This is a genomic window from Lysinibacillus sp. (assembly GCF_032093475.1).
Classification (GTDB): domain Bacteria; phylum Bacillota; class Bacilli; order Bacillales_A; family Planococcaceae; genus Lysinibacillus; species Lysinibacillus irui.
The window spans coordinates 1-14,374 of sequence record NZ_DAMDAY010000114.1 but is presented as its reverse complement, the minus strand read 5'-3'; the positions used below and the strand labels follow the sequence as shown (position 1 = coordinate 14,374).

The following is a 14,374-nucleotide window of genomic DNA, read 5'->3' as shown; positions in this document are numbered from 1 at the left end:
TTCCTAAAATATTGGTTTTCACAGCTTCTAAAGGGAAAAATTCACAGGAGGGAACTTGCTTAAGCGCAGCGGCATGGAATACATAGTCTACGTTATACATAGCGTTGGGAATACTTTGTATATCACGGACATCCCCAATATAAAATTTTATTTTCGAATGCTGATAGAGCTTACGCATATCGTCTTGTTTTTTCTCATCCCTTGAAAAAATTCGAATTTCTTTAATATCAGTATTTAGAAATCGCTTTAAAACTGCGTTACCGAAAGAACCAGTGCCTCCTGTAATCAGTAATATTTTATCTGTAAACATTGTATGGTTTGTAGCACCTCCTGTATGTTGATTAGGATCATTTTATTTCAGGCCTTTTTCATGCAAATCACATTCAGAGTTTTCCCTAGGATAGTTGTACCAGTAGGCAAATTCATTTGTATATTTACAAGTTGGATTTTTATCCATGAGTGCACAGTTAAAATCCCAATCTCCCGCAATATCTTTCCGAATGGTAAACTTAGCATCACCGATAAAACTTCTTCGAATGATTTTAAACTGACCAGGTAATGAGTAGCGGTTGGATTCATCTTTAATAAATCCATAGCCATTTTTTATAATCATGTTGTAATAATAAATATCAAACTCACCATCTACCTGTGCGAGTACGTTGCGAATGGCAGGCAAATAATGATCATCGCTATCAATGATGGCTATATAGTCTCCTGTTGCCTCTGCAATACACCGATTATATGCAACGCTCGCACCTAGGTTTGTTGGATGAACGATAATTTTTAAAGCCGCACAGTTTTTTTGATAGTCTTGTAAAATAGCTAATGTATTGTCAGTGGAACCATCATCTACAACAATAATTTCATAGGCATATTCTTTTGGAATGCTGTCAAGCATTGTTATGATCCATTCTTCACTATTAAATGCGGGTGATAAAAAGCTGATTTTCATGTGATCCCTCCATTCTTTTATAATTAGTAGAGTTACTTAACCGAGCGGATTCTTTAATACAATATGCGTGAATATAGTGTGACTGTAGGCCAATGCTTGTTTTTAGAAGCTTTTGAGAGAGTAGTTTTTACATCTATCAAGCTCTTTTACTAGAGAAATGTGCTGCTAAGGGCGAAAATTTACTAAGTTGTGCACGTTTAACAGGGGGGGACATAAACTAGTTAGAGTGCTTTATTAGAAAGAGGGATACGATGTCAAAAAAGATCGCCTTTATTTGTAGCGTGGAGTCCTATAAACTTTCCGATGCACATATTTTCAAAGATTTATGCCTTGTACCTATTTTACTTGGGGACTACTTAGGCTATGAAGTGAGTATTGTTACAACAGAGATGAACGACGCCCTACTTCAACAATCTTTTCCTAATGTGAAATTTGAACATGTCCCATTTGGCATTGACTATGTGGCGAATATGAATGCCTATTTAGTGAAGCATGCAAAGGAGATCGACATAGTATTCGCTATCGGTCCCTATCCATCCTACCTTCCTATTCTCCAGACCTATAAGCACTATCATCCAGATGGGAAAATATATATGAAGTTAGATGTGAATCGATTTTGGCTAAACCGATTAAAAACCTATCCATATTTTCTAGAGTTACTAAAACTCTGTGATCTCCTCACCTCTGAATGTGTATCTATTCAAAAGGCCATTCAAGAATTTTCACAATTGGAAATTAAACATCTGCCCAATGGCTTTTATGAGCATTTTTACACAGAGCCGGTGCCGTTTCAGGAAAAAGAAAATAGAATTTTAATGGTGGGACGCTTAGATTCGCCAGAGAAGCAAACTATATTGGCTGTTAGAGCTTTTCTAGCAGCACAAATTCCAGACTGGGAGCTTCGGTTAGTAGGTCCGATGTCTGCAACATTCCAGCAGGAGCTGCTAATGATACTGGATAGTCATCCACTTGCGAAGCAAGTGACAATCATAGGGCCCATTTATGATAGGGTGAAATTAGAGGAGGAATACCGTAAGGCTAAAATCTTTTGTTTAACATCTCTAGTTGAATGCTATGCACATGTTTTTGCAGAAGCAGCTAAAAATGGTTGTTATATTGTGACAACTGATGTGGATGGTGCTGATGATATAACCCAGCAACAACGTTTTGGCACCATACATCCGACACATGACTGGGAAAGTATTGGCCGGACATTCCAGCAAGTCACGAAGCAGGAAGCATTGCTAGCAAATACTTGTGTAGAATTGCAAGCATTTGCACGAAAGGAACTAAACTGGCAGCAACTTGTGAAGAAGGTTGCTGTATATTTGGATGAATAAACGTAAATATTCTTTCTCTAAATAGTGGAGTATTCTTTTCTTTATACCATTATTTCCTATATAATAGATTCTAGAAATATAGGTTAGACAATCATGGGTAGACACAAGGGGAGACAGGAATGGAAATACTACAAGCAACAATGAACGAACTAGAAGACTTAGCAAAATTATTTGATGAATATCGCCAATTTTATGGGATTGATTCAGATATAAGTAGTGCCAAGGCATTTTTACAATTACGATTGGCTTTAAAAGAGTCTGTTGTTTTTGTAGCGCAGGAAGATGGTAGGGTGATTGGATTTACACAATTATATCCAACATTTTCCTCTGTCGCTTTACAACGCGCCTTTATTCTCAATGATATTTATGTAACCGAAGATGCTAGAGGCCTAGGGGTGGGCAAGGCATTGATGGAACAGGTATTTCAATATTGTGAGCAACAAGATGCTCGCTATGTTACGCTACAAACAGCAGCCGATAATGTAAATGCGCGTAAACTTTATGAAAAACTTCACATGAAGCAAGATGAATACTGTAATTATGTGAAATATTTTATGTAAAATAAACGAGCAAGCATCCTGTCTACGGACGGATGCTTTTTTGTGCTAAAAATCCCCTAGATCTATCATAATCTAGGGGAAATTAGGTTGGTTATTTAATTTCTAGCGTATAAGGTAGGGTACTTGCCTGACCATAATATTCACTGACTTCAATATAGTATTTACCAGCATCTAGTTCTACTGTACCTACCTCAGCATCTCCTGCCCCATAAAGATCTAGCGTTTTGACTGTTTTTCCATTTGCATCGATCACTCGGATGACGCCATCTAGTGATTTTTCTGTTTGAAGAGAGAATGTCACGTCGCGCTTTTGGTCATTGTTCCATTCAAAATAATCCTTATCACCAAATGGGATACCTGCATTTAAATACTGACTTGCGATCCATCGATCCTCTTTTTTCGTAAGAGCAGATGGTTTGGTTGGGATTCCATTCACTAATTTAGAATCGGCATCTTCGTCTGCTCGCTTATGGTCAAACAGCGTTAATGTATACGGTTGAGCGGACACTTGACCAAGCCCCATGCTGTTAACAAGGATAAAATAGCCTCGATCTTTTTTAGCCGTAAAGGATGTGTTGACATCAGTTGTTCCCATCATTCCAAGGAGCATTTCAAGTATGTTGTCACCAAGTCCAAATGGAACTTCAGTTTCCATTTCCTTCGGATCAATTTTCATATTACCGTTCGTATCCTCGATAATCGCTCCTGCAAATTTCAAGTCTTTTTGCAGTTCATTTGGTAGTTGCGCTAATTGTTCATTTGTAAACGGAACCGAAGAAAGAAGCAGGCTCATCACTTCATCATTGCCTTCTTGCTTATAGTAGTAGTAATCTACATCATCTGAATAAATGAGATGATCTTTGTAAGTAGTACCCGGTTGAATTTTGAGGGCTTTTGCTTCCTCATTATTTTCCGGATTATAATCTGCTGGAATTTCACCTATTTTACTAGTTTTCAATGTGTAAGGATCAGCAGAACGTTCACCAGCATTAACAACAGCTACTACATATGTTTTGTCCTTTTTTAATGGAATGACCTTTGCTTCATTTTCATTACCGGCTGAACCAAGTAGTAGTGCTAAAATGCCGAGATCATTTGTTAAGGAAGAAACCGGAATTAATTCCTTTGCTTCCTCGTCATATTCAAACACTGTACCCGTAGGCATTTGGTTTGTACCTTTGTTAAAGCTAAAACTATAGAGAGCGTCTTCCTTCGCTTTAAATGTGAAGAAATCTTCATCATATTCAGTTTGGAAATAAGCTTTTTGATCTTCGCCGATATCAAAGCGTATCGCCTGTTTCAGAATTTGATCAACATTTTCAAGATTGCCCGACGTCATAGGTGTCATTAACATACTCATCAGGCTATCCATTTCATTGCGTTTTTTTATGTTACTTGGTGAAATAGGTACTTGTTCCTCTGGGACGTTTTCTTCTAACATGGCTTCATCTAAAGGTAGTCCATCCTCGTCAGGAGGAAGGGTCACCACTTCACCTTTTAATGTGTAAGGAATCATAGATTCACTGATCGTTTCCTCTTTTTCAATGCCACCACTAAAGAACATCTCCATTGAAAACTCACTATTACTCTCATTAGATACACTTAATACGTATTCTTGATCTGGAACAGCATCGATTATCATGCTGACTGCTTCACCTTTCGCTGCACCATAAGCAGATTGTATTGGATAAGCTTCCTCTTCTTCAACTTCCTCATTTTCAGCTTTGCCGGCTTCTTGTGGTGGTATTGGAGAAAGGTCATCTTTTAGATAAAGCTCCATAGAAGCGGTAACACCTGGAATCCCAGTAAGATCAAATTTTAACGTCGTAGGTTTTTTTACAGAAAACGTGAAATAATCTTGATCTTGCTGTTGATCTTTTGACAGAAGGGTATAGTTTTTGCCTGCTGTACTATATGGGAACTTTTTAATGGGCTCCATTGCAGACTTATCCAATGTATCGATTGGCAGGTCCTTCGTCGTTTGTGCTGTAAAGACATAAGTAGATTTACCTTTTAAGCTATAGCTGCCATTATGATCTTTAACACCAACTAATAGTGTGCCTTTTTGATCTGCTTTAAATAAATATCCTTCTTTTTTACCTACACGAACATCATTCACATTGATCGGTTCTACATCACCAATCCCACTATTTGGGTAGAAATATAGGTCAAAGGCATAATCATATTTATCAGCACCTTTTAATGTAAGCTGAGCATATTCATCCTGGTCTAATTCAACCTTGTACCATTTTATCTCGTCCTGTTGCTCAAATACACCTTGTTCCGTGTTCAACTTATTTTTAGCTAGTACTTTGGCATTTTTAAGCTGATTTTCCTTAGTCTCTGAATAATGCTTAGGCAGTTTATTTAAATCAAACTGTAATGCTTTTACAGGATCTACAAGCCCATGACCATACGTAAGATCATAACCCTTCTCGCCCAAATCTTGTGCTGTCATTTCCAGAATGGCTTCTATTTCATGCGGCTTTAAATTTGGATATTTTGATTTAAGAAGGGAGACAATACCTGCCACGACTGGCGATGCCATAGATGTGCCACTAAATTTGACAAAGGAAGAACCTTTTTTCCCATCATGAACCGTACTATATATTTCCTCACCAGGTGCCACAACATCAACGGACGGTCCGTAATTTGAATAACTTGATAGCTTGTTGCGATCATTCGTCGAACCAACACTAATGACACCTTCGAATGAAGCGGGGAAGGAGTAATCATCTGTTGATTCATTTCCAGCAGCAGCCACAACTGTTATTCCACTATCAATGGCTTTCTGAACAGCTTCCTTCATCAGTGGAGATTCCCCATAGCCCCCTAGACTCATATTAATGACATCGGCACCTTGCTCAATGGCATAGAGAATGCCCTGTGCAATAATGAAATCATTTGCGCCCTCTTTGCCATTGAATACATCAATTGGCAGTAGCTTTGCTTTTGGATTAATCCCGTGTCCACCAATACCATTATCTTTTGCTGCGGCGATAATTCCCGCCACATGTGTTCCATGGTCGCCTGGATAAGTAGCATTTGCAGGTGCTGCTGCATTATAGGGTGGGAGTACTTGAGATTTGAGATCGGGGTGTTTAAAATCGACACCAGAATCAATGACAGCAACTTTTACATCATGATCGCCAGCTAATTGGAGTGCTTGATCCATTTGCAGTAGACTTAAATGATACATCTCTTGTTTTTTTGGATCTATGTCTTTAGTGAAAGAATGATATACATAGCTAGGGGATACACTTTTAATCCCGTTTTGCTTTAAGTAGTATGAAACGGCCTTTTCGATTGTTACCCCTTTGTTCAGTTGAACTACATCGTAACCTAAAGAAGGAATAGAGCGGATGACTTTAGAGCCAATTTTTTTATGTACATTTTTATCAAGACCTGAATGCTTGATAACAATTGTATCCTTGCTCATCCATTTTTCTTCATTCTTTTCTATTTGTTTCGAACTGTTTGCCAGCACATTTTTTGCTGTATGTTGTGGTGTCTCAGCAAAGGCAGAAGCGGTAGGAACCATTAGTGCAGCGGATGCTACAACTGCGACAGATTTGTTAAACCAACTTTTCAATTGTTATCTCTCCTTGGGGTTGTAAATTTAGTCTCGACTATACATATACGAATAAAGATTAGTAAAGTTTCGTAATTGAGGAAAATTTTTCTCTAGCAATCAATTTGGTCAATTAATTTTTCTATATCTTTTTTAGAGCGAGGCATACGGATGCTTTCCTGCACTAATTTCTTTTTTTGGAATGCTAAGACCATTTCTAAAACCCATGGTCGTTCTAGATGAGCTTGTGTTAGCAAATCTTCATCATAAAACAAGGTGATAGGATCGCCATTATAAATAATTGATCCACCCTCCATAACAATAATTTGATCCGCCCATTCATAAGCAAGAGAGAGATCATGAGTAGCTAGTAAAATCGTTCTTTTACCGTCTGCTAATTTAGCTAAAGTTTGTAAAACTTTTGAAGAATAATAATTATCAAGACCAGCTGTTGGTTCATCTAACAGGAGGACAGAGGGCTCCATCGCTAACACACCTGCCATTGCCACACGTTTTTTTTGACCTACACTTAAAAAATGAATCGGTTTTTCGAGTAAATTTCCCACTTCTGTCTGTGCAACAGCCCATGCTATTTTTTCTTCAACTTTTGCAGTAGACCAACCAAGGTTCAGTGGTCCAAATGCGATATCTTGCTTGACAGTGCCTGAAAAAAGTTGATGATCCGCATCTTGAAAAACGATGCCGACTTGCTGGCGAAGTGCCTTTAATGCCTTTCGATTGTATTGAAGCTTATTTCCTTCAAATAATATCGTTCCAGCAGTTGGCTTCAAGATGCCGTTCAGATGCTGAAATAAAGTCGATTTTCCAGCACCATTATGACCTAGGATGGCGATTTTTTTTCCTTTAGGTATGTGTAAGGTAATGTCTGTCAGAGCCTTCGTTCCATCAGCATAGGCATAGGACAGCTGATTTAGTTCAAAATAACAGTTTTTCATGAGAAGTATCCTCCATATACGATGAGCACTAGAAAAATAACGGCCATGCCTAGCCAGTTTTTCTTGCTATAAGAGCTCGTCTCTTGCCAATAAACGCTTTCACCGCCCCGTGACTGCATGGCATTGTTGAGCTCTCGACTACGCTGAAACATTTCAACAAATAGTGCCGCAATAAGCATAGATATAGAGCGTAGCCACTGCATAGGTGAATGGTAGCCAAGCCTGGCCTGCTGGGCTAGATGAATTTTTTGCATGCTCCCTAAAAAAATAAAGATAAAATGATAGGTTAATTCTACTAGCTCGACTAGGAGTGAGGGAAGTCGCCATTGTCGTAGCACAAAACAAATTCCTTGTACGGATGTGGTCAAAATTAAAAAATATAAACAGCTAATACTGCCAAGAACGATAAAGAACAAGTGTTGCGCAGTTAGGACACTTGCTTTCCCGATGAATATTGTCCAAGCCATCCACGTGAAAGACCAAACATGCGCAGGTAAGACAGTGGTTGAAGGTGTAATAGCTAGTAAAATGGATACGAGACTCGTCAGCAAGAAAAAAGCTGGTAGTAATAGTAATTTAATATAGTATTTAAGCGGGATTTTCGCACCTATAATGATAAAAGCACTCATTACAAAAAATGTAATGAGTGAAAGACGTTCATCTTTCATGATAAGCGTTACTAGAAGTAGTCCAAGTGAAAAGATCATTTTTTCAAGTGGATGAACGAACGCTAGCTTATTGAGGTAGGCATATTTATCAATGAGCAACATGTTGGTTAACCTTCTTTATGTTTGCCGCGCATATAGCCAATGAAGTAGCCAATAAAACCAGCACCAATAGCGGCTTGTAGGACGAATAATAAGCTTTCGATTTCACCACTTGGCGGCTCCCATAAGCTGTCGAACCACGGTTCATATTCTGCATCGATTTCTCCAATAGCAGCTTCTGCTTCTCCATCAGCACCACCAAATTCTGCTCCTTTTTGGATGAACAGTGGGATGATGGCTAACAGCACTACAATCACTAATAGCAATACATTACGTTTCATTTTAATGTGCCTCCTTTGTAGAGAAAACACGTAAAGTTTTTAATTCGCTGACATTGTATTTTTTCAAGAAATTCATCACAATGACTGTTAAAATTCCTTCACTAACGGCTAACGGAATTTGAGTTAAGGCAAAAATTCCTGCGAACTTTGTAAAGGATGCCATAAAACCTCCAACCTCTGAAGGGAAGGCTAGTGCTAGTTGGACAGAAGTCACAATATATGTACCTAAGTCACCAAGCATAGCGGCAAAGAAAACGGCAAGTGAAAATGACAACCCTATTTGTTGAGCCCCTTTAAAAACAAAGTAAGCAATAAACGGACCGACAATAGCCATAGAAAAGGCATTGGCTCCTAAAGTAGTGATACCACCATGCGCTAATAGTAATGATTGGAATAATAACACAATCGTCCCAATGACACTCATTGCTAAAGGTCCAAATAAAACTGTTCCAAGTCCAACGCCAGTTGGGTGGGAGCAGCTCCCGGTAACAGAGGGGATCTTTAAGGCCGATAGCACAAAAGCAAAGGCTCCTGAAAGCCCTAAGAGCATTTTTGTTTCAGGGTTTTCTTCCATTGTTTTTCGAATGGAACGCAATCCTAGAATAATAAAGGGAGTCGTGATGACCCACCAAAAAATGGCCCATTCAATGGGTAAAAAGCCTTCCATGATATGCATAGCAAAGGCTCGGTTTGGCACGATTAACAAGGCCAATAAAAAATAACTAAGTTTCCACCATGAAAATGTCAAAAGCTTTCCTCCTAACGATTAGTTTTTTAAGAATGTAGCGTGCGTAAAATAAAAAAGCACTTCTCCGCTGCTGGAAAAGTGCATAGCTAAAAAAAGCAAATCATTCTCATCTGCTAAGCCGCACACCTATCCTCGTAGGTTGAAACGATCACCTTTTTTTCGGCAGGTCTCCTGGCTCTAGTTCAACACTTTATAGGTCTTCCCATCATTGGACAGTGACATTATCTATAAAGCTCCCTATTACAGTGGCGGGACCGCGCCGGATTCAAACCGGCTTCCCTTTTAAGTAAAATGGCAAGCATTTTACACCGAAAAAACATAAAGTTGTGAGATTTCACGACAAAGTGTAACATAAATTTCCATAATTGTGCTAGATTTTTTTATATAAAAATTTTTAATTGCATATCCATATAGAAAATTTAGATAGAAGTAAGGAGAACTTAGTTTTTTAAAGAATAAGATTCGAGCAAAATTGATAAATTTGTCATAAATTTTTAAAGAAATATTGAAATTTTAAAATAATAAGATATGATAGAGACAGTTTTCTAAACAATTGAAGAAGATAATAAATTTCATATAAAACGTCAATAAGTGCTCGAATAGCTCGAGATAATAGGGAAATTGGTGAAAATCCAATACAGCCCCCGCTACTGTAATAGCTGATGAATTCGCAGGTACCACTGGTGAAAACTTGGGAAGGTGCGATAGTAAAATGAAGCTTAAGTCAGGAAACCTGCTTATTTGATTGTGCATGCAAACTTTTCGGAGGGAGAAGTTGAAGCGAGAGCGAGTACCTGTATTTTATTCTATTCGTTTTTATTTGGCTTCTACAAAACCTTTACTCTTCGTTAAGAGTGAGGGTTTTTTCTTTTTCCAGAAAGCAAATGAGGGGAGACAGAAGATGACAACATGGAATTTAGAGGGGATGAAAACACATCTCTTTATTTGCAATGGCAGTAGCTGCATGAGAAAGGATGCTGAGGAAATTACCTTAGCCATTCGAGATGAAATACAGCGACAAGCACTCGATCAGGAAATACATACGACAAGAACGCGCTGTAATGGACGATGCAAGGATGCTTGTGTAGTCATCGCCTATCCACAAGGAAATTGGTATCGAGTGCCATCAACAGAGCATGCAAGAATACTCGTACAAGATTTACATCATGAAACATTATACAACGAACATGTCTTTACACTTCGGGAAGGTACATTACAGCGTACAGCACAAACGACAGCCATTAAAGGGATCGAAAAGGTGAAAGAGGGGTAACAGCATGGCGCAAAAAGGGAAAATTTTCGTAGTGGGCTTTGGACCTGGAGATTTTAAGCATATTACGACACGAGCAGTAGAAGCTTTACAACAAAGTGATATGATCATAGGCTATAAAACCTATGTAGAGCTTATTCAAGATTTAGTCAGTGCAAAGTCTATTGTCAGTACCGGAATGACAGAAGAGGTATCACGTGCTCAAGAGGCTGTTCGTCAAGCAGAAGCAGGCAGCATCGTCTCCGTAATTTCGAGTGGGGATGCGGGCGTATATGGTATGGCGGGATTAGTGTACGAAGTGTTAATCGAATTAGGCTGGACAGAAGCTACAGGCATTGAAGTAGAAATAGTTCCTGGTATTTCAGCAATCAATTCATGTGCTAGTTTACTAGGGGCTCCGATTATGCATGATGCTTGTACCATTAGTCTGAGTGATCACCTAACACCATGGAATTTAATTGCAAAGCGTGTCGAGGCTGCTGCAATGGCTGATTTTGTTATTGCTTTATACAATCCTAAAAGTGGTAGGAGAACAAGACAAATTGTAGAAGCACAACGAATTCTCTTAGAATATCGCTCGCCAGACACACCAGTAGGACTTGTAAAAAGTGCCTATAGAGAACGTCAGGAAGTGACGATGACAACATTAGCAGAAATGCTCGAACATGATATTGGTATGCTGACAACCGTGATTATCGGGAATTCATCGACATTTTTCTATGATAATAAAATGATTACGCCACGTGGCTACCAGCGTAAATATACACTTGGGGAAGAAAAACAGCCATTACGACCACATCAGCGTTTACGTGAAGAAAATGAGCCGTGGGCAATGAACCAAGAGACAGGGACTGCACGTGATGACTTTGCAGCAGACCCTAATGCTGGCCGATTTAATAAACCCAGTGTAGCGGCTACGCCTCGGCCGAAAAAAACAGCGCTTGAAATGGCAACAGCGGCACTCGCCATGGTGAAAGGAACAAGTGCAATTAAGGTCACGCCGCCGAAGCTTGTGCAGCAAAAAATAGAATCTATTTTTGAGCTAGCAGTAAGTCCAGGGGTAGCCAATAAGTTTTTCACACCACAGCAAATGATGACATTAGCAGAGGTGGTTGGAGAAGAGGGTACGATGGAATATACGCCAGACCATCAAATCCACTTAAAAATTCCGACGACAGAGCCTGAACGCATTACAGAGAAATTACAGGAAGTAGGCTTTTTATTAGCGCCTATTGGGGATGTCCTGTCATTGAAGGCTTGTGATTTTTGCTACGGTGAAAAGGCTGATTCCATTCCATATGCGGAAGAAATACAAGAAAAACTAGGCGGCATGTCCTTACCTAAAACATTAAATATTGGCTTCAATGGCTGTGGTATGGCCTGTTATCGAGCTGTATTTGATGATATTGGCATCGTCTATCGTAAAAGTAAATTTGATGTTTTTATTGGAGCAAAGCCAGTCGGTCGTACGGCTCATGCAGCGCAGCCAGTTGTAGAAGGGTTGGAGCCTGAACAGCTACTCCCACTTATTACAGACATTATTGAAGAATATAAAGCAAATGCTCATCCAAATGAACGCTTGTTTAAATACTTTAAACGTGTGAAAAAGATACTGCATTATACGTATCAAGATATGTCTTCCAAAATAAAAGTAGAGCCAGCTCCGTGCGGCGACTAGGTAAGGAGAAAAGAGATGAAAGCAATTTTATTTGTCGGCCATGGGAGCCGTTTAGCAGCAGGGAATGATGAGGTACGTACATTTATCGAGCAAATGAAGCCTCGTATTGATGAACAGTTTTTAGTGGAAACTTGTTTCCTTGAATTTGCTTCACCAAATATTGAAGAGGGTATTACAAACTGCGTGAAGAAGGGCGCGACAGAGGTTCATGTAATACCGATCATATTACTGCATGCTGGTCATTCGAAGCTACATATTCCAGCAGAGATCGAGCATGCGCGTGAGCATTACCCGAATATTACTTTCACGTACGGTCAAACAATTGGAATTCATGAAGAAATCTTTGCGATATTACAAGATCGTCTCGCTGAAATTGGTTTTAATGCGGAACAGGAAGAGCAAGATACAGCGATTTTATTAATTGCACGAGGTGGCAGTGATCCATCTGCAAATGGTGATTTTTATAAAATTACTCGTCTTTTATGGGAGGAGCTACCTGTTAAATACGTGGAAAGCGCTTTTATGGGTGTAACGGATCCTCGTGTCGAAGAAGGGATCGAGCGCTGTGTCAAGCTAGGTGCTAAAAAAATTGTTATGCTTCCTTATTTTTTATTCACAGGGATTTTAATGGAACGTATGAATGATATGTGTAAGAAATTTAATGAGCAATATCCAGCGTGTGATATTCAAATTGCTAACTATTTTGGCTACCACGAACGATTACAAAATGTTTTATTAGAGCGTATTGAGCAAGCAGTTAACGGTACATCAACAGGGATGCAAGATTTAGAAAATTATCGCGCCTATGCGGCGGTTCATGGACATGCCCATCATCACCATCATCACGATCACGATCATGGTCACGACCACCACCACCATCATGATCACGAACATCACGAGCATCATCATGAAGAGGAGCCGGTAAAATGATTTTCATGTTAGCAGGGACGAGTGATGCAAGGGATCTAGCTCTTGCCTTTCAAAGTGCAGGCCATGCTGTAACCGCCACAGTTGTAACAGAATCGGCAGCTTCAAGTCTTGCTGATGTTGGCTTGCCACATTTAATAGGTCGATTGACAGCGGAAGAAATGGCGTCCATTATTTTGGACCAGGGCTATCAATTGGTAGTAGATGCTTCCCACCCCTTTGCAGAGGAAGCCTCGAAAAATGCAATGGCTGCAGCTAAACAGGCGCAAGTACCTTATATCCGTTATGAACGTGCGCATGAGCATTATACGCATCCACTTATTACTGTGGTGAAGGATTATGAGGAGGCAGCCAAGCTAGCAGCAGAAAAACGCGGTGTCATCATGTTGACAACAGGCAGTAAAACACTTGCGACATTTACAAAGGTTTTACAAGGCTTAGAAAATACAAGAGTGATCGCTCGCATGCTACCTAGATTGGACAATATGGAAAAATGTGAGGCACTTGGTGTTGCACAACGTGATATTGTAGCCATTCAAGGTCCATTTTCAAAGGAATTAAATGAAGCCCTTTTTCGTCAATATGGGGTCACTTTGATGATTACCAAAGAAAGCGGTAAAGTCGGTTCGGTTGATGAAAAGCTAGAGGCAGCTCTTGCCTGTAATATTGAAACAATTTTGATAGCAAGACCCAATATTCAATATGGGCAACAATATTCAACATTTGAAGAAGTCTTACAGGCTGTTCAACATACAATTTAGGAGGCATTATCCATGGATTTTAAAACAGATTTCAAACCGTTAACAGTAGACCCAGATAAAATTTACGACTATAGTTTCTCGATTATTGCAGAGGAGATGGGTGAGCATGACTTCTCCGAAGATGAATGGAAGATTGTACGTCGTATTATCCATGCATCGGCTGATTTCGAACTAGGTCGTAGTGTCATTATTACTCCCGGCGCCATTGAAGCGGGTATTAAGTCGATCCTTGCTGGTCGTCATGTCATTGCCGATGTCCAAATGATTGAAAGTGGATCTGGTAAAAAACGTTTCCAAAAGCACGGTGGTGATCTGCATTGCTATATTGCAGATGAGGATGTAGCAGTAGAAGCGAAAAAACAAAATACAACACGTGCCATCATTTCTATGCAAAAGGCTTCTAAGTTGCATGAAGGTGGTATTTATGCAATCGGTAATGCACCAACAGCATTACTGGAATTGATTCGTTTAATTAAGGAAGGCTTAGCAAAACCAGATTTAATTATCGGGATGCCAGTTGGTTTCGTGTCAGCTGCTGAGTCGAAAGAAGAGTTGCTCAAACT

14 protein-coding genes and 2 riboswitches are annotated in these 14,374 nt (G+C 39.5%); of the genes, 7 read left to right on the top strand and 7 right to left on the bottom strand.

Features of this window, described 5'->3' with window-relative positions:
- Nucleotides 1-310 (bottom strand): polysaccharide biosynthesis protein (locus RT445_RS19055; RefSeq protein WP_313471307.1); only part of this gene is annotated, 310 nt, incomplete at its 3' end.
- A gap of 42 nt (nucleotides 311-352) precedes the next feature.
- Nucleotides 353-952, bottom strand: coding sequence for a glycosyltransferase family 2 protein (locus RT445_RS19050; protein WP_274793575.1), 600 nt, complete (start codon nucleotides 950-952; stop codon nucleotides 353-355).
- Between the two features lie 251 nt (nucleotides 953-1,203).
- Between RT445_RS19050 and RT445_RS19045 the strand changes: the two genes are divergently transcribed.
- Together RT445_RS19045 and RT445_RS19040 are read left to right on the top strand one after the other, a co-directional pair.
- Nucleotides 1,204-2,292: a glycosyltransferase family 4 protein gene (locus RT445_RS19045; RefSeq protein WP_274793574.1), complete on the top strand. Its 1,089-nt coding sequence runs from the start codon at nucleotides 1,204-1,206 to the stop codon at nucleotides 2,290-2,292.
- Nucleotides 2,293-2,411: 119 nt separating this feature from the next.
- Complete coding sequence (locus tag RT445_RS19040; protein WP_274793573.1) at nucleotides 2,412-2,852, top strand: GNAT family N-acetyltransferase; 441 nt, start codon at nucleotides 2,412-2,414, stop codon at nucleotides 2,850-2,852.
- A gap of 91 nt (nucleotides 2,853-2,943) precedes the next feature.
- Here the strand turns inward: RT445_RS19040 and RT445_RS19035 are convergent, their stop codons facing one another.
- From RT445_RS19035 to RT445_RS19015, 5 genes are all read right to left on the bottom strand, one after another.
- Nucleotides 2,944-6,444, bottom strand: coding sequence for a S8 family peptidase (locus tag RT445_RS19035; RefSeq protein ID WP_274793572.1), 3,501 nt, complete (start codon nucleotides 6,442-6,444; stop codon nucleotides 2,944-2,946).
- A gap of 92 nt (nucleotides 6,445-6,536) precedes the next feature.
- Nucleotides 6,537-7,379 carry an energy-coupling factor ABC transporter ATP-binding protein gene (locus tag RT445_RS19030; protein ID WP_274793571.1) on the bottom strand — a complete coding sequence of 281 codons (843 nt, stop codon included), beginning with the start codon at nucleotides 7,377-7,379 and terminating at the stop codon, nucleotides 6,537-6,539.
- Entirely contained in the window at nucleotides 7,376-8,149 is a 774-nt protein-coding gene (gene cbiQ, locus RT445_RS19025) for a cobalt ECF transporter T component CbiQ (RefSeq protein ID WP_274793570.1), read from the bottom strand. The genes RT445_RS19030 and cbiQ overlap by 4 nt, the downstream gene beginning before the upstream one ends.
- A gap of 5 nt (nucleotides 8,150-8,154) precedes the next feature.
- A complete protein-coding gene (locus RT445_RS19020; RefSeq protein WP_274793569.1) occupies nucleotides 8,155-8,427 on the bottom strand; it encodes an energy-coupling factor ABC transporter substrate-binding protein in 273 nt (90 codons plus the stop codon).
- Nucleotide 8,428: 1 nt separating this feature from the next.
- Nucleotides 8,429-9,175 (bottom strand): energy-coupling factor ABC transporter permease, encoded by a 747-nt coding sequence (locus tag RT445_RS19015; RefSeq protein WP_274793568.1) that lies wholly within the window; start codon nucleotides 9,173-9,175, stop codon nucleotides 8,429-8,431.
- Nucleotides 9,176-9,319: 144 nt separating this feature from the next.
- Nucleotides 9,320-9,503: riboswitch (cobalamin riboswitch) on the bottom strand.
- A 244-nt stretch (nucleotides 9,504-9,747) separates the two neighbouring features.
- Nucleotides 9,748-9,930, top strand: a riboswitch (cobalamin riboswitch).
- A gap of 146 nt (nucleotides 9,931-10,076) precedes the next feature.
- Between RT445_RS19015 and RT445_RS19010 the strand changes: the two genes are divergently transcribed.
- From RT445_RS19010 to RT445_RS18990, 5 genes are all read left to right on the top strand, one after another.
- The gene (locus RT445_RS19010) at nucleotides 10,077-10,448 is read left to right on the top strand and encodes a (2Fe-2S) ferredoxin domain-containing protein (RefSeq protein WP_274793567.1); all 372 of its coding nucleotides are present in this window, start codon (nucleotides 10,077-10,079) and stop codon (nucleotides 10,446-10,448) included.
- A gap of 4 nt (nucleotides 10,449-10,452) precedes the next feature.
- Complete coding sequence (gene cobJ / locus RT445_RS19005) at nucleotides 10,453-12,123, top strand: precorrin-3B C(17)-methyltransferase (RefSeq protein WP_274793566.1); 1,671 nt, start codon at nucleotides 10,453-10,455, stop codon at nucleotides 12,121-12,123.
- Nucleotides 12,124-12,138: 15 nt separating this feature from the next.
- The gene (locus RT445_RS19000) at nucleotides 12,139-13,053 is read left to right on the top strand and encodes a sirohydrochlorin chelatase (RefSeq protein WP_274793565.1); all 915 of its coding nucleotides are present in this window, start codon (nucleotides 12,139-12,141) and stop codon (nucleotides 13,051-13,053) included.
- Nucleotides 13,050-13,811, top strand: a complete 762-nt coding sequence (cobK, locus tag RT445_RS18995) for a precorrin-6A reductase (RefSeq protein ID WP_312507262.1) — start codon at nucleotides 13,050-13,052, stop codon at nucleotides 13,809-13,811. Before RT445_RS19000 ends, cobK begins: the two co-directional genes overlap by 4 nt.
- Before the next feature lie 12 nt (nucleotides 13,812-13,823).
- The coding region (locus tag RT445_RS18990) for a precorrin-8X methylmutase (RefSeq protein ID WP_313471303.1) at nucleotides 13,824-14,374 on the top strand (551 nt) is incomplete at its 3' end.

Excerpts from the sequence above, each read along its gene's own strand:
- RT445_RS19050 (WP_274793575.1), bottom strand. The coding sequence starts at position 952 with ATGAAAATCAGCTTTTTATCACCCGCATTTAATAGTGAAGAATGGATC.
- RT445_RS19045 (WP_274793574.1), top strand. The coding sequence starts at position 1,204 with ATGTCAAAAAAGATCGCCTTTATTTGTAGCGTGGAGTCCTATAAACTT.
- RT445_RS19040 (WP_274793573.1), top strand. The coding sequence starts at position 2,412 with ATGGAAATACTACAAGCAACAATGAACGAACTAGAAGACTTAGCAAAA.
- RT445_RS19030 (WP_274793571.1), bottom strand. The coding sequence starts at position 7,379 with ATGAAAAACTGTTATTTTGAACTAAATCAGCTGTCCTATGCCTATGCT.
- cbiQ (WP_274793570.1), bottom strand. The coding sequence starts at position 8,149 with ATGTTGCTCATTGATAAATATGCCTACCTCAATAAGCTAGCGTTCGTT.
- RT445_RS19020 (WP_274793569.1), bottom strand. The coding sequence starts at position 8,427 with ATGAAACGTAATGTATTGCTATTAGTGATTGTAGTGCTGTTAGCCATC.
- RT445_RS19010 (WP_274793567.1), top strand. The coding sequence starts at position 10,077 with ATGACAACATGGAATTTAGAGGGGATGAAAACACATCTCTTTATTTGC.
- cobJ (WP_274793566.1), top strand. The coding sequence starts at position 10,453 with ATGGCGCAAAAAGGGAAAATTTTCGTAGTGGGCTTTGGACCTGGAGAT.
- RT445_RS19000 (WP_274793565.1), top strand. The coding sequence starts at position 12,139 with ATGAAAGCAATTTTATTTGTCGGCCATGGGAGCCGTTTAGCAGCAGGG.
- cobK (WP_312507262.1), top strand. The coding sequence starts at position 13,050 with ATGATTTTCATGTTAGCAGGGACGAGTGATGCAAGGGATCTAGCTCTT.